Source organism: Burkholderia sp. BE17 (assembly GCF_009362305.1).
Lineage (GTDB): Bacteria > Pseudomonadota > Gammaproteobacteria > Burkholderiales > Burkholderiaceae > Burkholderia > Burkholderia pyrrocinia_C.
In genome coordinates this window covers 237,182-256,007 of sequence record NZ_WHNU01000001.1, presented here as the reverse complement: position 1 = coordinate 256,007, position 18,826 = coordinate 237,182, and the positions used below count along the sequence as shown (strand labels likewise).

Here is an 18,826-nt window from a genome sequence, read left to right as displayed (position 1 = left end):
GGCGGGTTTCATACGTGGTACCGGTGTCTCGTCCCGCAGGCGCCACCCGCACGACGCAGGTGGCGATCGTTGCATTGCCGCCCGTGTCGATGTCGGGCGTGGGTCCGATCGTCGATGCGCTGAATCTTGCGAACGAGATCGACGGCCGGCTGCTGTATCGCTGGCAGGTATGTTCGTGGGACGGGCGGCCCGTGCCGCTCGCGGGCGGTGCGCAGTGGCATGCCGATGCGGCGTTCAACGATGCGATCGCGTGCGACTGGCTGATCGTCGTGACCGAGCGGTTTCAGCAGTTTGCCGACTATCGGCTGTTTCTCGCGAGTCTCGCGCGCGTCGGGCAGCGTACGCCGCTCGTTACCGGCATTCATCACGGCGTGTGGTGGCTCGCGATGGCCGGGCAGCTTTCCGGTTATCGCGTGAGCGTGAATTGGGAGACGTACCAGCAGTTCGCCGAGCAGTTCGAGCGGTCGATCGTCACGCAGCAGATCTTCGAGATCGATCGGGATCGCGCGACGTGCGCGGGCGGGCAGGCTACCGTGGATTTCATGCTGGCCATGATCGGCCGGGAACATGGGCCCGATCTCGGCGAGCGGATTGCCGATGCGCTTGGTGCGGGGACTTTGCGGAGTGGCGAGGAGCGTCAGCGGATTCCTTTCGTTACCGCGCCCGGCGAGCGGCATCCTCGGTTGAATGATGCGTTGCAGTTGATGGAAGCCAATGTCGAGGATCCTTTGACTACCGATGAGATCGCCGAATTGGTCGGCGTTTCGCGCCGACAGTTAGAGCGGTTGTTTCGGCAGTATCTTGGGGCGATGCCCTCGAAGTATTACCTCAATTTGCGGCTGCTCAAGGCAAGGACACAGTTGCAGCGCACGAGCAAATCGGTCGTGCAGGTTAGTCTCGCCTGTGGGTTTTCTTCTGCTGCGCATTTTTCTAATGCCTATCGGGAGAGGTTCGGGGTTACGCCTCGGGAGGATCGGCGAGCGTGGCTCGAAAAGCAGACCGGGAGTGAGCCCCGCGGGGGCGCGTTGGTCGAGCGGGGTGGGGGGAAGGATTGATTCGTGGGTTGCATGCGGTTTTCGTGAAGCACCTGCGATCGTGTCGGTCTATTAGCGTCGCCCCTGCGCGGGGCGGCGGTTACTTTTCTTTGTCTTGCCAAAGAAAAGTAACCAAAAGAAAGGCGCTCGGAAAACGCATGACTTCCCGGTGCCGTGGTCGCCGGAGTGGATCGCACCTAAGTGTCCGCGCCAGTCAGGAAACCAGAGTGGTTCGAGCAATGGTTACGACACCACTCACCACCCAACAGAGCGGTATACCGCCCGCTAGCTAAGGTGCTTCAAGTCGCGGTGATGGTGTCTGCGGTGACCTTGCCAGGAGGCGTGCGACAAATGGACCGCGACGGCGCACGTCCGATCCCCAAGAGCAGCGATAGGGGTTAGCCGGCAAGACCTAAGTAGGGTGCGACGTATGGCTTGCAATAGAACAGCGTGGCGAGCAACGTTACAACGAAAAACACTTCGCCCCAGCGACGTCCCGACCATCGTTTATACGCTACCGCATTTAATATCGCGCATGAGACAGCGGGCCATAACAGCATGGCGAACATGCCCCACAGGAACTTCGCATGCGATGTGCAGTGTTCCATGTCGTTGCAACCTGTCGCATGTGATTTCACCTCGGGCCAATGGATGTGATTGAGGGCATAGATGGTCACCCATGTGACGAGCAAGCCCCATACGAACCCCAGTACAGCGAGCGCCATACGTTTCATTTCACTTCCCAGAAAAGGATTTCTTTCGAATTGGCAAGGTCGGAGAACCAGTTGTTGTTTGTCAGTGGGTTTCGGAATCGCGACATGCCAATGCGGAAGCGTAAGAAACTCACGACGGATGGCGTAAGCGCGTCCTTGTTCCACAGGTCGATATGACCGCCGCTTAGTACGTCGGCTGAGTCGCCATCCTGTCGCCAGTAGCCGAAAAAGTAGATGATACCGGTTCGGTTTTTTACCTTGTCTTGCCAGTCCGGGCCGGTGATGTTTTCAGGTTTGCCAAGCCCCGGGAATGGACGCAGCTTTAACCATTCAGCCAGCTCGTACGCGCGCGTCGCAGTCGATTTGCCACCAAGTATCAGACGGCCTAGCGTTTTCTTCCCCGGCATCGGCTTCAACACATTTTGCGAAAACGACTTCATGTCGCTTCCGATGCCGTGAAACGTGACGCTCAAGCGAATGGCGCATTGATTCTCATATTCGCCAGTGGGGTCGTCGTAGGGGTCTTTCTTCGGGTACGCGTTCCAAAGCTCTTGAAAGGACAGCGCTTGAAGCTGTACAGATTTCTTTGATTTTGGTGTGTCATTCGTGCGGACCTTCGTGGGAGGATTAGGCATGGCTTACCCCGGTGAGCTTTTTTGCAATTGCTTCGTCTCCCCAATAGACGGTGTAGTCTCCGGATCCGTCACCGGTGTGGACGCGCGGTAGCGCGCCGCTCGCATCGAGCACGCCGGAATGGACGCGGCCGTCTGCCGTCTCGATGTAGTAGGGGTAACCCTCCGGCCCCTGGGCAGCGCTGCCGCTAGTCTTCGCTTCGACCTGCTCATCAAATGCGCCTTTCTTGATCGACACGCCGTGGCCCGTTATCGTTCGGCTCGAAACGATCTCCCCAAGACCCTTTAGCCCATCATCACACCATGCTTCACCGGCAAGCAAAGCAATGATGCTCGGCGGAGTCGAGCAGCCGCACAGGACAATATCGCGGTCTAGCGCGACTTCTCCTTGAAACTTGAGTCGATATGGCCCGCCTGCCTTTGCAATGATGCCGGTGCTTTGACATGCGATGCAGAACGCACGACCGCCAATCAAGGCTGCTTGATGCCCACGGACCAGGAACGGTGGTCCGCTGTATGGGTTAATTGTTCCGCCGCTTGAAAGGCTGTCGCCCACAACAGCAATTCTTCTATTCATCGTTTGGCCCTCTCGGAAAGTCACAATCGTATCGGCACGGCGCAAGTGCGCATCTCGATATTGTCCGAGGTGCTTGAGATGGTGTGATCGCGTCGTGTGCATGATTTGCCGACTGGTGCTCGTCTGCCCCGCCACATCAAGCAATGTGCTGGCCGCGTCATTCGTGTTGGCGGTGAGAGCGACAGGCTGCTTGTGCATCGATTTCGTGGTGTCGCGTGCGAGCCTTGATTTCCGGAACTGATTGCCCGACGGCCCTGCTTGAGGGATGCGTACCTTGCTGCCGAGCGTAGCGAGGATGGAGCTAGCGGGCGGTATACCGCTCTGTTGGGTGGTGAGTGGTGTCGTAACCATTGCTCGAACCACTCTGGTTTCCTGACTGGCGCGGACACTTAGGTGCGATCCACTCCGGCGACCACGGCACCGGGAAGTCATGCGTTTTCCGAGCGCCTTTCTTTTGGTTACTTTTCTTTGGCAAGACAAAGAAAAGTAACCGCCGCCCCGCGCAGGGGCGACGCTAATAGACCGACACGATCGCAGGTGCTTCACGACGCCCCAAGCGACCCCCAAAAAACACCCTGACACCAAATCCCACAGCCCCCGCCCTAGAAGGGCAAAATAGCAGGAGAAAAAGGGGCTTCCGATAGAACCCGTCGCAATTCCGCAAGACGCTTGCGTCACCCTTACCTAAACTTGATCCTGTTGAACCCTCTTACGAAACCGAAAGGAACGACCATGACGACCTCGACCGTGACCCGCCAGACATTCGACGAAGTGATGGTGCCGGTATTTTCCCCCGCCCCGTTCGTGCCGGATCGCGCAGAGGGCTCCCGCGTGTGGGACACGGACGGCCGCGAGTACGTGGATTTCGCGTGCGGCATCGCGGTGACGTCGCTCGGCCACGGCCACCCGGAACTGCTGAAGGTGCTGGACGAGCAAGGCCGCAAGCTCTGGCACATCGGCAACGGCTACACGAACGAGCCGGTGCTGCGCCTCGCGAAGCGTCTCGAATCGCTGACCTTCGCCGACCGCGCATTCTTCGCGAACTCGGGCGCGGAAGCGAACGAAGCCGCACTGAAGCTCGCACGCCGCGTCGCATTCGATCGCCACGGCGCCGACAAATTCGAAATCATCTCGTTCGTGCAGTCGTTCCACGGCCGCACGTTCTTCACGGTCAGCGTCGGCGGCCAGCCGAAGTACTCGGAAGGCTTCGGCCCCGTGCCGGCCGGCATCAAGCACCTGCCGTACAACGACATCGAAGCCGCGAAGGCGGCGATCGGCCCGCAAACCTGCGCGGTGATCGTCGAGCCCGTGCAGGGCGAAGGCGGCGTGATCCCGGCCGATCCGGCGTTCCTGAAGGCGCTGCGTGAAGCGTGCGAAGCCAACAACGCACTGCTGATTTTCGACGAAGTGCAAACGGGCGTCGGCCGCACGGGCCAGTTCTATGCATACATGGACACGGGCGTCACGCCGGACATCCTGACGACCGCGAAGGCGCTCGGCAACGGCTTCCCGATCGGCGCGATGCTGACGACGAACGAACTGGCTGCGCACTTCAAGGTCGGCGTGCACGGCACGACGTACGGCGGCAACCCGCTCGCATCGGCGATCGCCGACAAGGTCGTCGAACTGATCGGCGACCCGGCGCTGCTCGAAGGCGTGCGCGAACGCAGCGTGCGCCTGAAGGGCGCGCTCGAACGCATCAACGCGCGCTTCGGCATCTTCAAGGACATCCGCGGCAAGGGCCTGCTCGTCGGCGCGGAACTCACCGCCGCGTTCGACGGCCGCGCGAAGGACTTCGTCAACGCGGCAGCCGAGAACGGCCTGATCATGCTGATCGCCGGCCCGAACGTGCTGCGCTTCGTCCCGTCGCTGGTGATCCCGTTCGACCTGCTCGACGAAGGCGTCAAGCGCTTCGAGAAGGCGGTCGAACAAGTGCTCGCCGCACAGGAAGCCACCGCGCGCTGATCGGCGCACCCATCGCAGACAGGAACGACGATGCTATTTGTTCGCCCCGGCAAACTCACGGATCTCGATGCGCTCGCGCACATGGCGCGCACCGCGCAGCCGGTCCTGCACTCGCTGCCGCACGACCGCGCGGCGCTGGAAGCGCGCGTGGCGCTCTCCGAGGATTCGTTTCGCGCGGACGTCGACTTCGCCGGCGAGGAGTTCTACCTCTTCGTGCTCGAGGATTCGTCGACGGGCAAGCTGCTCGGCACGGCGAGCATCGTGGCCGCGGCCGGCTACTCGGAGCCGTTCTACGCGTTCCGCAACGACGCACTGATCCACGCGTCGCGCGAGCTGCACGTGAACCGCAAGATCCACGCGCTCACGATGTCGCACGAGCTGACCGGCAAGAGCCGGCTCGCCGGCTTCTACGTCGATCCGTCGCTGCGCGGCGACGCGGCCGCGCACCTGATCTCGCGCGCCCGGATGATGTACATCGCCGCGAACCGCCGCCGCTTCACGCCCGAAGTGTTCACGCTGCTGCTCGGCGTCAGCGACGGCAACGGCGCATCGCCGTTCTGGGAAGCGGTGGGCCGCAAGTTCTTCGGCCGCGACTTCACCGACGTCGACATCGCGTCGGGCGGCCGCAGCCGCACGTTCATCGCGGAGGTGATGCCGGCCTATCCGATCTACGTGCCGCTGCTGCCGGAAGCCGCGCAGCGCGTGCTCGGCGAGCCGAACGAGACGGCGCTGCTCGCGTACGACATCCATCTCGAGGAAGGCTTCGAACCCGACCGCTTCGTCGACATCTTCGACGCGGGCCCGGTGCTGACCGCGCAGGTCGACCGTACCGCATGCGTGAAGCACGGCGCGGAGCGCATCGTGCGCGAGGCCGCGCATCAGCAAGGCGATGTCGCGTACATGGTGTCGACGGGCAGCGGCGAATCGTTCCGCTGCGTGCTGGCCGACCTGCCGGGCGATGAGGGTGACGCGCCGCTGGCTGGCGACGTACGCGCGGCGCTCGGTGTGAAGGATGGCGATGTCGTGCGCTGCGTGCCGCTGCACCGCCGCGACGATGAAGATTTGAAGGGAGACGCAGCATGATCGTCGTTCGGGTCGTACAAACGGGCGACGTCGACGCACTCGTGTCGCTCGCGAAGGAAACCGGGCCGGGCCTGACCACGTTCAAGCCCGACCGCGACGCGCTCGCCGCGCGCATCGAGCGCACGCGCCGCACGCTGGCGGGCGAGGCCGCGCCCGGCGAGGCCGGCTACTTCTTCGTGATGGAAGACTCGAAGACGGGCGACATCGCGGGCGTGTGCGGAATCGAATCGCAGGTCGGCCTCGAGCAGCCGTTCTACAACTATCGCGTGAGCACGGTCGTGCATGCGAGCCAGGAGCTCGGCGTGTGGACGCGGATGTCCGCGCTGAACATCTCGCACGACCTGACGGGCTACGCGGAAGTGTGTTCGCTGTTCCTGAGCCCGCGCTATCGCACGGGCGGCGTCGGCGGCCTGCTGTCGCGCTCGCGCTTCATGTTCATCGCGCAGTTCCGCGAGCGCTTCCCGGAACGCATCTGCGCGGAACTGCGCGGCCACTTCGACGAAGACGGCACGTCGCCGTTCTGGCGCGCAGTCGGTTCGCACTTCTACCAGATCGATTTCAACGCGGCCGACTACCTGAGCTCGCACGGGCGCAAGTCGTTCCTCGCGGAACTGATGCCGCGCTACCCGGTGTATGTCGACCTGCTGCCGCAGGACGCGCAGGATGCGGTCGGCCTCACGCACCGCGACACGCTGCCGGCCCGCAAGATGCTCGAGGCGGAAGGGCTTCGTTACCAGAACCACGTCGACATCTTCGACGCGGGCCCCGTGCTCGAATGCCACGTGAACGACCTGCGCACGGTGCGTGAAAGCGTCGTCGTACCGGTCGCGATCGGCGTGCCCAATGCACGCGATGATGCGCAGGGCGACCGTCCGCCGACGTCGCTCGTGTCGAACACGTCGCTCACCGATTTCCGCGTCGGCGTCGCGCCGGGCGTGGTCGCGAACGGCGCGTTCGTGCTGTCCGCCGACGATGCCGTCGCGCTCGACGTGAAGGCCGGCGATCCGGTCCGCGTGCTGCCGCTCAAAGTCAAACAGGGATAAACGAATCATGACGGAACTCTTCATCGACGGCGCCTGGGTCGCAGGCTCGGGCCCCGTCTTCGCTTCGCGCAACCCGGGCACCGACGAGATCGCATGGCAGGGCGAAAGCGCGTCGGCCGCCGACGTCGACCGCGCGGTCGCGAGCGCGCGCCGCGCGTTCGCCGGCTGGTCGGCGCTCGACTTCGAAGCGCGCTGCGCGATCGTGAAGCGCTTCGCGGCATTGCTCAACGAACGCAAGGAAGCGATCGCGACCGCGATCGGCCGCGAGACGGGCAAGCCGCTGTGGGAAGCGCGCACCGAAGTCGCGTCGATGGCAGCGAAGGTCGGCATCTCGATCCAGGCCTACCAGGAACGCACGGGCGAGAAGCGCCAGGACATGGCCGACGGCGTCGCGGTGCTGCGCCACCGCCCGCACGGCGTCGTCGCGGTATTCGGCCCGTACAACTTTCCCGGCCACTTGCCGAACGGCCATATCGTGCCCGCGCTGATCGCCGGCAACACGGTCGTGTTCAAGCCGTCGGAGCTTGCACCGGGCGTCGCGCGCGCGACTGTCGAAGTGTGGAAGGAAGCCGGGCTGCCGGCCGGCGTGCTGAACCTCGTGCAGGGCGAGAAGGACACGGGCATCGCGCTTGCGAACCATCGGCAGATCGACGGGCTGTTCTTCACGGGCAGCTCGGACACCGGCACGCTGCTGCACAGGCAGTTCGGCGGCCGTCCGGAGATCGTGCTCGCGCTCGAGATGGGCGGCAACAACCCGCTCGTGATCGGCGAAGTCGAGGACATCGACGCGGCCGTGCATCACACGATCCAGTCGGCGTTCCTGTCGGCCGGCCAGCGCTGCACGTGCGCGCGCCGCATCTTCGTGCCGCAGGGCGCGTTCGGCGACCGCTTCCTCGCGCGCTTCGCCGACGTCACGTCGAAGATCACGGCCGACGTGTTCGACGCCGATCCGCAGCCGTTCATGGGTGCGGTGATCTCGGCGCGCGCGGCGGCAAAGCTGGTCGACGCGCAGTCGCGCCTGGTCGAGCAGGGCGCGAAGCCGATCGTCGCGATGACGCAGCGCGATCCGCGCCTCGGCTTCGTGAATGCCGCGATCGTCGACGTGACGGGCGTCGCGAACCTGCCTGACGAAGAGCATTTCGGCCCGCTCGCGCAGATCGTCCGCTACGCGACGTTCGACGAAGCGATCGAGCGCGCGAACGACACGGCGTTCGGCCTGTCCGCCGGCCTGCTGGCCGACGACGAGAAGGCATGGGAACACTTCCGCCGCACGATCCGCGCCGGGATCGTCAACTGGAACCGGCCGACCAACGGTGCATCGTCCGCCGCGCCGTTCGGCGGTACGGGCCGCTCGGGCAACCATCGCCCGAGCGCGTACTACGCGGCCGACTATTGCGCGTATCCGATGGCGTCGGTGGAAAGCACGCAACTGACCTTGCCCGCGAGCCTGTCGCCGGGCCTGCATTTCTGATCGAGGGAACGACGATGAACGCACAAGAAGCCAATTTCGACGGGCTCGTCGGCCCGACCCACAACTACGCCGGGCTGTCGTTCGGCAACGTGGCGTCGCTCAACAACGAGAAGTCGGCCGCGAACCCGAAGGCCGCCGCGAAGCAGGGGCTGCGCAAGATGAAGCAGCTCGCGGATCTGGGCTTCGCGCAAGGCGTGCTGCCGCCGCAGGAGCGGCCGTCGCTGCGCCTGCTGCGCGAGCTCGGCTTTTCGGGCAAGGACGCGGATGTGATCGCGAAGGCGGCGAAGCAGGCGCCCGAGCTGCTCGCCGCGGCGAGTTCGGCGTCGGCGATGTGGACCGCGAACGCGGCCACCGTCAGCCCGTCGGCCGACACGAGCGACGGCCGCGTGCATTTCACGCCGGCGAACCTGTGCAGCAAGCTGCATCGCGCGATCGAGCACGAAGCGACGCGCCGCACGCTGTCGACGCTGTTTGCGGACCCCGCGCACTTCGCGGTGCACGAAGCGCTGACGGGCACGCCGGCGCTTGGTGACGAAGGCGCGGCGAACCACACGCGCTTTTGCGCCGAATACGGCAAGCCGGGCATCGAGTTCTTCGTATACGGCCGTGCGGAATACCGCCGCGGCCCCGAGCCGAAGCGCTTTCCGGCGCGCCAGACCTTCGAGGCGAGCCGCGCGGTCGCGCATCGCCACGGGCTCGCCGAAGAGGCGACGGTCTATGCGCAGCAGGATCCGGACGTGATCGACGCGGGCGTGTTCCACAACGACGTGATCTCGGTCGGCAACCGCGACACGCTGTTCACGCACGAGCGCGCGTTCGTCAACAAGCAGGCGATCTACGACACGCTGACCGCCGCGCTCGACGCACGCGGTGCGCGCCTGAACGTGATCGAAGTGCCCGACGCGGCCGTGAGCGTGAACGACGCGGTGACGTCGTACCTGTTCAACAGCCAGCTGCTGTCGCGCGCGGACGGCTCGCAAGTGCTCGTCGTGCCGCAGGAATGCCGCGAGAACGCGAACGTCGCGGCGTATCTCGACCGTCTCGCGGCCGGCAACGGCCCGATCCACGACGTGCTCGTGTTCGACCTGCGCGAAAGCATGAAGAACGGCGGCGGCCCTGCCTGCCTGCGCCTGCGCGTCGTGCTGAACGAAGCGGAGCGCGCGGCCGTCACGTCGAACGTGTGGATCAACGACACGCTGTTCGCGTCGCTCGACGCGTGGATCGACAAGCACTATCGCGATCGCCTCGCACCGGAAGACCTCGCCGATCCGGCGCTGCTCGACGAATCGCGCACGGCGCTCGACGAGCTCACGCAGATCCTGCGCGTCGGTTCGCTGTATGACTTCCAGCGCTGAGGTACCGATGTCCGCCGCCGTGCCGCTCGACGACTTTCTCGCGTTCACGCTGGCCGGCACCGTGCCGGCCGTGACGAACGGCGCCTGTGCGGGCGGCGCAGTGCGCTGGTTATGGCTCGGCGACGGGCTGCTCGCGCTCGAACCGGCCGCGGCTGACGGCGCGGCGAGCGCGAGCGTGCTCGTGTCGGCCGGTGTGCACGGCGACGAGACGGCGCCGATCGAACTGCTGTCGATGCTCGTGCGCGATCTCGCATCGGGCGCGCTGCCGCTCGCGTGCCGGCTGCTGGTTGTGCTCGGCAACGTGCCGGCGATGCGTGCCGGCGAACGTTATCTCGACGACGACCTGAACCGCCTGTTCAGCGGTCGTCACGCGCAGGTGCCCGCGAGCCGCGAGGCGCCGCGCGCCGTGCAGCTCGAAGCGGCCGCTGCCGCGTTCTTCGCGGCGGCGCCGGCGGGCGGGGTGCGCTGGCACATCGACATGCATACGGCGATCCGCGCGTCGGTGTTCGAGCAGTTCGCGCTGCTGCCGCATACGGGCACGCCGCCGACGCGCGCGATGGTCGAATGGCTGGGCGACGCACGTATCGCGGCCGTGCTGCTGCATACGGCGAAGGGCAATACGTATTCGCATTTCACGGCCGAGCACTGCGGCGCGCTCGCCTGCACGCTGGAGCTCGGCAAGGTGCGGCCGTTCGGCCAGAACGACCTGACGCGCTTCGCGCCGGCCGACCTGGCGGTGCGTCGACTCGTATCGGGTGCGCGGGGCGGCTATCCGCGGGGCGGCGCAGGGGCCGCGTTGCCGCGCGTATTCACCGTGATCGACCAGATCACGAAGCAGAGCGACGCGCTCGAGCTGTTCGTCGCGGCCGACGTCGCGAACTTCACCGCGTTCGCGCGCGGCACGGTGCTCGCGCAGGACGGCGATTACCGCTACACGGTGACGCACGACGAGGAACGGATCGTGTTTCCGAACCCGACCGTGAAGCCGGGCCTGCGCGCGGGCCTGCTCGTCGTCGACACGACGCGCGAGACGATCGCGGCGCTCGTCTGAGCGCGTGCCCCGACCGATTGCGCGGCCGCGCCGGCATGCGGCCCGCGCCTGACAAGCAAGCTGTCGGTATCTCGTCATCGCCTGCATGCCGGGAGCGGTCGGCGGGCGGCCCCCGGCCTTGCATATTTGCGACATCGTCTTGCAAGTTCGGCGGCCGGCCCGGCCGGCGCCGCGCACGCACCGCAGCATCGCGCGCCGACCGCCGCTTTGCCATACCGGGCCGCACGGATTGGTACAATCGCGGCCTTGCGGCTGTTGCGCCGCATCACGGCGCGGCATCGATATTGTCGCGGCCATCTGGCCCTGCAATGATGCAAGCGCCCGTAGTTCCGGAACATTCGAGTATCGAGGAGAGCACCTGATGAAGTTGGATTGGCGTAAAGTGGCCGCGCATGCGGTGGTGGCGGCATCGGTCGTGGCGGCAGGCAGCGCGTTTGCCGCGGATCAGAAGGAGATCCGGTTCGGCGTCGAGGCCTCGTACGCACCGTTCGAATACAAGACGCCCGACGGCAAGCTGACCGGCTTCGACATCGATATCGGCAACGCGGTGTGCGCGAAGCTGAAGACGAAGTGCGTGTGGGTCGAGAACGACTTCGACGGCCTGATCCCCGCGCTGCAGGCGCGCAAGTTCGACGCGATCAACTCGGACATGACGATCACCGACCAGCGCAAGCACGCGATCGCGTTCACCGATCCGATCTACACGATCCCGAACCAGCTGATCGCGAAGCAGGGCAGCGGCCTGCTGCCGACCCCGCAATCGCTGAAGGGCAAGCGCGTCGGCGTGCTGCAGGGCACGATCCAGGAAGCGTACGCGAAGAAGAAGTGGGCGCCGGCCGGCGTCGAGGTCGTGCCGTACCAGACGCAGGACCTGGCGTATGCCGACCTGAAGTCGGGCCGCCTCGACGCGACGTTCCAGGATTCGGAAGCCGGTTCGAAGGGCTTCCTGACGAAGCCGCAGGGCCAGGGCTTCGGGTTCGCGGGCGGCACGGTCAGCGACGCCGAGATCCTCGGCTCGGGCGTCGGCTTCGGCCTGCGCAAGAACGACGCGGCGCTGAAGACCGCGCTCGACCAGGCGCTGAAGGAACTGAAGGCCGACGGCACGATCGACAATCTCGCGAAGAAGTACTTCAGCGTGCCCGTGACGCTCAAGTAAGCGTTTCGTTCGATCGCACGATGCAAGCAAGCCGGCCGCTCATGCGGCCGGTTTGCTTTTGGAGGCGGGAAACGGCGGGGCGAGCCGGCCGGCCCCGTGTTATGCGGGGAAGAACCGGCCCAGTTCGCGCGCGAGTTCGTTGAGCACGCTCATCTCCTGCTGCGTGATCTTGCGCGCGGGCTGCGCACCGGCCCAGTCGCCGTATAGCAGCGCGACGGTCGTCGTGCCGACGCGCACCGGCAGCAGCACGAACGCGCGCGTGTCGTCGAGCGCGTCCAGATACCACGCGGGCAGGCGCTTGAGCATCTTCGGGTCCTGCGCCTGCTCGATGAAGATGCCGACCGAATTCGTGATCGCGAGATGAAACACGTCCGGCTCGAAGCGTTCGTCGAAGCGCAGCCGGTCGAGCGCCGTATCGACGCCGGGGCCGAAGCCGAGGCGCGCGGCGAACGTGCCGTCGTCGTGACGCACGAACATCACGGTGCGCGTGAACGCGAGGCCGGCCAGCAGGCTTTCCGACGCGAGCGCGAGCACCTGCGTCAGCACATGCTCGGACGGCAGCGCGCGCAGGTCCGCGAGGCCCGCTTCGATGCATGCCTCGGGCTCGGCCTGCGCGCGCGCGATCGCATCGGCATTCGCGCGCAGCTCGACGATCTCGCGCATCACGGTGTCGCTCGCTTCCTCGCGCGCGAGCCGGTCGGCGATCTCGACGAGCGCGTCGGACTCCATGTCGAGCTCCGCGCCGTAGTGCTGCGCGAGCGTTGCAATGCGCGCGTCGCGCTGCGGGCTCGCGGGCATCGCCAGCGCGCTCGCGACGTCGGTCGAGCAGCGGCTCACCGCGCGCAGCCAGCGTACGCGGTCGGCCGGGCCGTCATCGGCCGCATGGCCCGCGTTGCGGTCGTCGTATTCGTCGTCGAACGCGTCGGCGCGGGCCGCATGGCTGTCGTCGTTGGCCATGCCCGCGCGGATCACGTCGGGCAGCCGCCAGCGCGCGGCCGCTTCGAGCCCGACCTCGTCGAAGCCGACGCCGAGCACGTCGACGCACGCGGCCGCTTCGTCGCCGTTCAGCTCGGCCGCGCGCCGGCGGATCCGGTCCCATTCGCTGTCGAGATAGCAGACCACCAGCAGCTTGCCGACCTGGCGCATCAGCGTGCAGACGACGGCTTCCTCGCCCCCGCGCAGCTCGGCGTGCTCGGTGAGCTTGCGTGCGACGCAGCCCGACAGCAGCGCACGGTTCAGTTCGAGCTTCGCGTCGATGCGCCGCGGCGTGCTGTGGTGAAAATGGTCGACGAGCTTCAGCCCGACGACCAGATGGCCGACCGCGTCGAGGCCGAGCACCATCAGTGCGCGGGTGACGGTCGTGATGTTGCCGCCGAACGCCATGTACATCGCGGAATTCGCGAGCCGCAGCACTTTCTGCGTGAGCGCGAAATCCGACAGCACGACGCGCACGAGCGCGGTGAAGTCGAGATCGTCGTTCTTCATCGCGGCCATCGTCGCGCGCAGCGATTCCGACAGCAGCGGGAAGTCGCCCCGTTCGTTCATCCGGGCCCACAGCTTGTCGAGCAACGCGGTGCGGGGCAGGTATTCGGTGGTTGACATACGGATCTGTCCGGTTCGCCGCGCGCGTCAGGCGGCAGCGTGCAGGTGCAGTTGCTGCGCCTCGAAGCGCCGTGCGAGCTCCTCGGACGGCAGCGCCTGACAGACGAGCCAGCCCTGGATGTGATTGCAGCCCATTTCCGTCAGCAATTCGCGCTGCGCCTCGGTCTCGACGCCTTCGGCGACGAGTTCGAGATCGAGCGTCTGCGCGAGGCCGACCACCGCCGATACGATCGCGCGGTCGTTGCGCGACGTCAGCAGGTTCTCGACGAAGCTGCGGTCGATCTTCAGCTTCGCGAGCGGGAAGCGCTGCAGGTACGCGAGGCTCGAATAGCCGGTGCCGAAATCGTCGATCGCGAAACGGATGCCGAGATCGGTCAGCTCCTCGAGCAGCCCCTTCGCGTGCGCGGGATCGTGCATCAGCAGGCTTTCGGTGATTTCGAGCACGATGCGGCGCGGGTCGATGCCCGTCAGCGCGATCGCCTCGCGCACGCTCTGCGTGAAGCGCGGGTCGCGGAACTGCTGCGGCGACACGTTGACCGCCACGTATTGCAGCGCAAGCCCCTGGCGGTCCCATGCGACGAGCTGCATGCACGCGGCCTTGAGCACCCAGTTGCCGAGATAGTTGATCAGGCCGATCGATTCGGCGAGCGGAATGAAGGTCGCCGGCGGCACGAGGCCGTGCACCGGATGGCGCCAGCGGATCAGCGCCTCGACGCCGACCACCGCGCACGACTGGCTGTGCGTGATCGGCTGGAAATGGAGCGAAAACTCGCCGTTGCGCACGCCGTCGTACAGGTCGGCTTCGAGCTTCAGGCGTTCGGCGTCGGCCGGATCGTCGACGGGCGCATGAAACGCGAGCGCGTTGCCGCCCGATGCCTTCGCCTGCGCAAGCGCGTGGTCGGCGCGGCGTAGCAGCGGGCTGTGGTGCTGCGCGCGATGCGGCGCGGCCCGCTCGTCCGGATAGAGCGCGATGCCGATGCTCGCGGACAGGTGCACGGTCTGTCCCTGGTACACGTAAGGCTCGCGCACCGCGGCCTGCAGCCGGCGCGCGAGCGCGTCGGCGGCATTGCTCGCGCTCGTGCGGTCCGGTGCGCCGAGCACGACCGCGAACTTGTCGCTCGCGACGCGCGCGAGCCGTTCGTTCGGCGTGACGAGCACCTTCAGCCGCTGCGCGGTTTCGCGCAGCAGCGTGTCGCCCGCGTCGTAGCCGAGCGCGCGGTTGATCCGCTGGTAGTCGTCGAGGTCGAGCAGCAGCAGCGCCGCGCAGGTGCCGTCCTCGTCGGCGGTCTGCTGCGCGCGCATCAGCGCGGGCACGAGCGCGGACAGGTTGTCGAGCCCCGTCATCGGGTCGTGGTGCATTTCGTACGTGAGGCGCGCCTCGAGCGCGCGCCACGACGACACGTCGAACGCCGCGATCGCGAAGCCGTCGACTCCGTGGTGGCGGCTCTTGAACGCACGGATCTCGACGTCCAGCGGGTAGGTGAGCGACTTGACGATGCACATCGTCGCCTTCTCGACCTGGCCGGAACGCGCGGCGCGCGCAAGCAGGCCTTCGAGCGCCGCGGTATCCTGTTCGGCGATCAGGTCGCGCAGCGTCAGCGTGTGCAGGTAGTCGCGGTGATAGCCGATGAAGCGCAGGCTCGCGTCGGACACGTACAGGAAGCGCAGCTCGCGGTCGACATGGGCGAGGAAATCCACCGTGCCGACCGTCTGTTCCAGCCAGTTGCGCACGGAGTCGTCGCGGCGCGGCGCGCCGGCGCGCGCGGGCATCAGCGCGCCGCCCGACCAGGCGAAGCGGCGCAGCGTATGCAAGGCGCTGCGCCAGGAGCCCTTGCGTGACGTCTGTTTCCTGTTGGCTTCCATGTTTCTCGCTGACGTGAAGGGCTGGAACCGGTTGTCCGGAAGGAATAACGGCAGACTGTGGGAAATCTTTAACGGGCCGGGCGCGGATGGCGCTGCCGCGGAACCCGATCATGCACGCGCGTTCGACAGGCGAACGCTGGCGTGGCCTACATCGAGGCTGACTTTATAAGAAATGAGGACGCAGATGAAGCGAAAACTGTTGCTGGGCGGCGTGGCGGCGCTGGTGGCCGGCCACGCGCTGATGGCACAGGCGCAACTGAAGCCGGGCGCCGCGGCGCCGGACTTCACGACGCAGGCGTCGCTGGGCGGCAAGACTTACACGTACACGCTCGCCGACGCGCTGAAGCGGGGGCCGGTCGTGTTGTATTTCTACCCGGCCGCGTTCACGAAGGGCTGCACGATCGAGGCGCATGCGTTCGCGGATGCGGTCGATCGTTACAAGGCTTACGGCGCGACGGTGATCGGCGTATCGGCAGACAATATCGACACGCTGACGAAGTTCTCGGTGAGCGAGTGCCGGAGCAAGTTCCCGGTCGCGGCCGATCCGGACGCGAAGATCATCCGCGAATACGACGCGAAGCTGCCGGCGCTCGACCGCGCGAACCGCGTGTCCTACGTGATTTCGCCGGAAGGGAAGATTCTGTACGAATACACGAGCCTGTCGCCCGACAAGCACGTCGAGAACACGCTGGCCGCCGTGAAGGCGTGGGCCGACGCGCATCCGAAGCAGTAGGCGGCCGGCCCGGGCGTCAAGGCGGCCCGTCGTGCGGGCCGCGCCGGCACGGGAAAACGCGCCGCCGCGCGAGGCGGCGCGCCGGTAGCCGCGCTACGCGCGCAGCGCCTGCTCGATCGGCACGCCGCCGCCGACGAAGCCGACGATCTTGCGCGAGATGCCGAGCTTGATCGCCTCGATCGCGGCCCACGCGACATCCTGGCGCGATACCGGCGGTGCGGGGTCGAGCCACGCATCGGTCAGCGCGATCTTGCCGACGCCGGGCGTGTCCGCGAGCGGGCCGGGGCGCAGGATCACGTAGTCGACGCCCGACGCGATCACGCGCTCGTCGCCTTCGCTCTTCATCTGCGAATAGTGGCGCAGCGCATCGGGGCCCTGATCGGGCCGGTATGCGGACAGCGAGCTGATCACCACGAGCTTCTGCGCGTTGTAGGCAAGCGCGTATTCGGCCGCGCGGGCGACCGCGTCGCGGTCGATCTGTTCCTCTTCGGCCGCGCCTTCCGTTTCGGCCGAGCCGGCCGCGTAGATCACGTGCGTGATGCCCTGGAACGCGTGCGAGAAATCGTTGGTCAGATCGGCCTCGACGACCTTCGCGCCCGCCAGCGCATAGCCGTGCCGGCGCACGAGCGCCGTGACCTCGAACTCCGGCTGCTTGAGCAGCAGATCCGCGCACGCCTGGCCAGTGCGGCCGGTCGCGCCAATCAGCAGTACCTTCGTCGTCATGAAACTGCTCCTTGCTCGGTGAGTCGTCCTTCCAGATAGGGACGGACGACCAATAACTCAAGTGTAATGTCGATTTGGCCCGGCGGCGGACAGTAATGAGGGGCATACCGGCGCAGGCTACCGGCAAAGGCTTCCCGGCGCGGATACGCGGCCCACGGCTACATGGCGGACGGTCAGGCGGTCATTCATTCACACGGATTCGGGAATGACGCGCCGACCGGCTATCATGTGCGCGATGCATTTTTCGACGCTACGTCCTATAACGCGTCGGCCAACCGGTTGGAGTACACATGGCATTACCCCTGGACAACGTCAGCATGGCCGTGTTCTGCGACTTCGAGAACGTCGCGCTCGGCGTGCGCGACGCGAAGTACGAGAAATTCGACATCCAGCCCGTGCTGGAGCGCTTGCTGCTGAAGGGCAGCATCGTCGTGAAGAAGGCCTATTGCGACTGGGATCGCTACAAGGGCTTCAAGGCGTCGATGCACGAGGCGAGCTTCGAGCTGATCGAGATTCCGCACGTGCGCCAGTCGGGCAAGAATTCGGCCGACATCCGGCTCGTCGTGGACGCGCTCGATCTCTGCTACACGAAGTCGCACGTCGATACGTTCGTGATCATCAGCGGCGACTCGGACTTTTCGCCGCTCGTGTCGAAGCTGCGCGAGAACGCGAAGAAGGTGATCGGCGTCGGCGTGAAGAAATCGACGTCGGACCTGCTGGTCGCGAACTGCGACGAATTCATCTTCTACGACGATCTGGTGCGCGAGCAGCAGCGCACGCTTGCGAAGCGCGAACAACAGCAGCGCGCCGGTAACGGCGGCGCGAAGCGGCCCGACGAGCCGTCGCGCAAGCACGACATGGACGCGCGCAAGGCCGAGGCGATCGCGCTGGCGGTCGAGACGTTCGACGCGCTCGCGTCGGAGCGCGACGACGTCGGCAAGATCTGGGCGTCGGTGCTCAAGAGCGCGATCAAGCGCCGCAAGCCGGATTTCAACGAGTCGTACTACGGGTTCCGCGCGTTCGGCAACCTGCTCGACGAGGCGCAGGCGCGCGGCCTGCTCGAAGTGGGACGCGACGACAAGTCGGGCGCGTTCGTGTCGCGGGCACGTCAGCCGGCGGCCACGGAGCAGGTCGCGGCGGGCGGTGAAGGCGCCGCTGCGCACCACGGCCAGCGTGCGGCCGAGCCGGCGCGGGCCGGACGCGAGTCGCGACGTCGCGGGCATCGGGCGGAAGCGGTCGTGCACGAAAGCGTGCAGGTCGAAGCGGAAGAGGCGGTCGTTGCCGAAGTCGCCGACGCAGCGGCGGCGGTTGCACCTGCCGTCACGGCCGACGCGGCCGATGCGCACGGCGATGCGAAGGACGGCCGCAAGCGCGCACGCAAGAGCGCGGCGAAGAAGACCGGCGCGAAGAAGGGCGCCGCCGCGAAGAGCGCCGGCCGTCACGAGGCCGGGAAGCCGGACGACACCGCGCATGGCGCGGCGCAGCACGGTGGCGACAAGCACGCGCACGGCAAGCATGCCGACGACGCACATCGCGATGCGGGGCAGGGCGACGACCGGCACGCGGCGATGACGCACGCCGAGCCGGCGGCCGGCGATTTCGGCGGCGAGGTTGCCGCGGCGCAGCCGTCGCATGACGCCGCGCCGGTCGAATCGGCTGCTGAGTCGGCTGCCGAAGCACCGGCTGCCGCCAAGCCGAAGAAGCCGGCCCGCAAGGCGGCGCCGCGTGCGCGTCGTCCGCGCAAGACGGCGACGGCTGCCGAGTGACGGCAGCCGGCCGGGTGTGGTCCGAAACAGGGCGGCACCCGGCCCGCGCAATACCGGCC

General features: G+C 66.5%; 16 protein-coding genes. 10 read left to right on the top strand and 6 right to left on the bottom strand.

Translation table 11 applies throughout. The annotated features are described in order from the left end of the window. Positions 1–14 precede the first annotated feature (14 nt). The gene (locus GD429_RS01130; RefSeq protein ID WP_321574322.1) at positions 15–1,055 is read left to right on the top strand and encodes a GlxA family transcriptional regulator; all 1,041 of its coding nucleotides are present in this window, start codon (positions 15–17) and stop codon (positions 1,053–1,055) included. 377 nt (positions 1,056–1,432) lie between these two features. On the opposite strand, the gene GD429_RS01120 is transcribed toward GD429_RS01130, so the two are convergent. The 3 genes from GD429_RS01120 to GD429_RS01110 are packed head-to-tail and all read right to left on the bottom strand — an operon-like array spanning position 1,433 to position 2,956. Then, positions 1,433–1,768 (bottom strand): hypothetical protein, encoded by a 336-nt coding sequence (locus GD429_RS01120; protein ID WP_152855314.1) that lies wholly within the window; start codon positions 1,766–1,768, stop codon positions 1,433–1,435. Then, positions 1,765–2,382: a type VI secretion system amidase effector protein Tae4 gene (locus GD429_RS01115; RefSeq protein ID WP_152855313.1), complete on the bottom strand. Its 618-nt coding sequence runs from the start codon at positions 2,380–2,382 to the stop codon at positions 1,765–1,767. The genes GD429_RS01120 and GD429_RS01115 overlap by 4 nt, the downstream gene beginning before the upstream one ends. Beyond that, complete coding sequence (locus tag GD429_RS01110) at positions 2,375–2,956, bottom strand: PAAR domain-containing protein (RefSeq protein WP_152855504.1); 582 nt, start codon at positions 2,954–2,956, stop codon at positions 2,375–2,377. Before GD429_RS01110 ends, GD429_RS01115 begins: the two co-directional genes overlap by 8 nt. A 732-nt stretch (positions 2,957–3,688) precedes the next feature. On the opposite strand from GD429_RS01110, the gene GD429_RS01100 reads away from it, so the two are divergent. The 7 genes from GD429_RS01100 (at position 3,689) to GD429_RS01065 (ending at position 12,080) form a co-directional block, all read left to right on the top strand. Further along, a complete protein-coding gene (locus tag GD429_RS01100; RefSeq protein WP_152855312.1) occupies positions 3,689–4,921 on the top strand; it encodes an aspartate aminotransferase family protein in 1,233 nt (410 codons plus the stop codon). Positions 4,922–4,951: 30 nt separating this feature from the next. Further along, positions 4,952–6,004 carry an arginine/ornithine succinyltransferase subunit alpha gene (gene aruF / locus GD429_RS01095; RefSeq protein WP_152855311.1) on the top strand — a complete coding sequence of 351 codons (1,053 nt, stop codon included), beginning with the start codon at positions 4,952–4,954 and terminating at the stop codon, positions 6,002–6,004. After that, the gene (gene astA / locus GD429_RS01090; protein ID WP_152855310.1) at positions 6,001–7,047 is read left to right on the top strand and encodes an arginine N-succinyltransferase; all 1,047 of its coding nucleotides are present in this window, start codon (positions 6,001–6,003) and stop codon (positions 7,045–7,047) included. Before aruF ends, astA begins: the two co-directional genes overlap by 4 nt. A 7-nt stretch (positions 7,048–7,054) precedes the next feature. Then, positions 7,055–8,518 (top strand): succinylglutamate-semialdehyde dehydrogenase, encoded by a 1,464-nt coding sequence (astD, locus tag GD429_RS01085; protein ID WP_152855309.1) that lies wholly within the window; start codon positions 7,055–7,057, stop codon positions 8,516–8,518. A 14-nt stretch (positions 8,519–8,532) separates the two neighbouring features. After that, a complete protein-coding gene (gene astB / locus GD429_RS01080; RefSeq protein WP_152855308.1) occupies positions 8,533–9,873 on the top strand; it encodes an N-succinylarginine dihydrolase in 1,341 nt (446 codons plus the stop codon). Positions 9,874–9,880: 7 nt separating this feature from the next. Further along, positions 9,881–10,924: a succinylglutamate desuccinylase gene (gene astE, locus GD429_RS01075; RefSeq protein ID WP_193727038.1), complete on the top strand. Its 1,044-nt coding sequence runs from the start codon at positions 9,881–9,883 to the stop codon at positions 10,922–10,924. Positions 10,925–11,285: 361 nt separating this feature from the next. Beyond that, positions 11,286–12,080 (top strand): ABC transporter substrate-binding protein, encoded by a 795-nt coding sequence (locus GD429_RS01065; RefSeq protein ID WP_152855306.1) that lies wholly within the window; start codon positions 11,286–11,288, stop codon positions 12,078–12,080. Positions 12,081–12,179: 99 nt separating this feature from the next. Here the strand turns inward: GD429_RS01065 and GD429_RS01060 are convergent, their stop codons facing one another. After that, positions 12,180–13,682, bottom strand: coding sequence for an HDOD domain-containing protein (locus GD429_RS01060; RefSeq protein WP_152855305.1), 1,503 nt, complete (start codon positions 13,680–13,682; stop codon positions 12,180–12,182). 27 nt (positions 13,683–13,709) lie between these two features. Next, positions 13,710–15,452 carry a cyclic di-GMP phosphodiesterase CdpA gene (gene cdpA / locus GD429_RS01055; protein ID WP_193727037.1) on the bottom strand — a complete coding sequence of 581 codons (1,743 nt, stop codon included), beginning with the start codon at positions 15,450–15,452 and terminating at the stop codon, positions 13,710–13,712. 277 nt (positions 15,453–15,729) lie between these two features. On the opposite strand from cdpA, the gene GD429_RS01050 reads away from it, so the two are divergent. Then, complete coding sequence (locus tag GD429_RS01050; protein WP_152855303.1) at positions 15,730–16,278, top strand: peroxiredoxin; 549 nt, start codon at positions 15,730–15,732, stop codon at positions 16,276–16,278. A gap of 93 nt (positions 16,279–16,371) precedes the next feature. On the opposite strand, the gene GD429_RS01045 is transcribed toward GD429_RS01050, so the two are convergent. Continuing rightward, positions 16,372–17,001, bottom strand: a complete 630-nt coding sequence (locus GD429_RS01045; protein WP_152855302.1) for an SDR family oxidoreductase — start codon at positions 16,999–17,001, stop codon at positions 16,372–16,374. Positions 17,002–17,291: 290 nt separating this feature from the next. Between GD429_RS01045 and GD429_RS01040 the strand changes: the two genes are divergently transcribed. Then, positions 17,292–18,767: an NYN domain-containing protein gene (locus GD429_RS01040; RefSeq protein ID WP_152855301.1), complete on the top strand. Its 1,476-nt coding sequence runs from the start codon at positions 17,292–17,294 to the stop codon at positions 18,765–18,767. The last annotated feature ends 59 nt before the right edge of the window (positions 18,768–18,826 follow it).

What these genes read in the sequence shown, in the direction of transcription:
- GD429_RS01050 (WP_152855303.1), top strand. Translation starts at nt 15,730, where the DNA reads ATGAAGCGAAAACTGTTGCTGGGCGGCGTGGCGGCGCTGGTGGCCGGC.
- astB (WP_152855308.1), top strand. Translation starts at nt 8,533, where the DNA reads ATGAACGCACAAGAAGCCAATTTCGACGGGCTCGTCGGCCCGACCCAC.
- GD429_RS01060 (WP_152855305.1), bottom strand. Translation starts at nt 13,682, where the DNA reads ATGTCAACCACCGAATACCTGCCCCGCACCGCGTTGCTCGACAAGCTG.
- astA (WP_152855310.1), top strand. Translation starts at nt 6,001, where the DNA reads ATGATCGTCGTTCGGGTCGTACAAACGGGCGACGTCGACGCACTCGTG.
- aruF (WP_152855311.1), top strand. Translation starts at nt 4,952, where the DNA reads ATGCTATTTGTTCGCCCCGGCAAACTCACGGATCTCGATGCGCTCGCG.
- astE (WP_193727038.1), top strand. Translation starts at nt 9,881, where the DNA reads ATGTCCGCCGCCGTGCCGCTCGACGACTTTCTCGCGTTCACGCTGGCC.
- GD429_RS01040 (WP_152855301.1), top strand. Translation starts at nt 17,292, where the DNA reads ATGGCATTACCCCTGGACAACGTCAGCATGGCCGTGTTCTGCGACTTC.
- GD429_RS01120 (WP_152855314.1), bottom strand. Translation starts at nt 1,768, where the DNA reads ATGAAACGTATGGCGCTCGCTGTACTGGGGTTCGTATGGGGCTTGCTC.
- GD429_RS01100 (WP_152855312.1), top strand. Translation starts at nt 3,689, where the DNA reads ATGACGACCTCGACCGTGACCCGCCAGACATTCGACGAAGTGATGGTG.
- GD429_RS01115 (WP_152855313.1), bottom strand. Translation starts at nt 2,382, where the DNA reads ATGCCTAATCCTCCCACGAAGGTCCGCACGAATGACACACCAAAATCA.
- GD429_RS01110 (WP_152855504.1), bottom strand. Translation starts at nt 2,956, where the DNA reads ATGAATAGAAGAATTGCTGTTGTGGGCGACAGCCTTTCAAGCGGCGGA.
- cdpA (WP_193727037.1), bottom strand. Translation starts at nt 15,452, where the DNA reads ATGCCCGCGCGCGCCGGCGCGCCGCGCCGCGACGACTCCGTGCGCAAC.
- GD429_RS01065 (WP_152855306.1), top strand. Translation starts at nt 11,286, where the DNA reads ATGAAGTTGGATTGGCGTAAAGTGGCCGCGCATGCGGTGGTGGCGGCA.
- astD (WP_152855309.1), top strand. Translation starts at nt 7,055, where the DNA reads ATGACGGAACTCTTCATCGACGGCGCCTGGGTCGCAGGCTCGGGCCCC.
- GD429_RS01045 (WP_152855302.1), bottom strand. Translation starts at nt 17,001, where the DNA reads ATGACGACGAAGGTACTGCTGATTGGCGCGACCGGCCGCACTGGCCAG.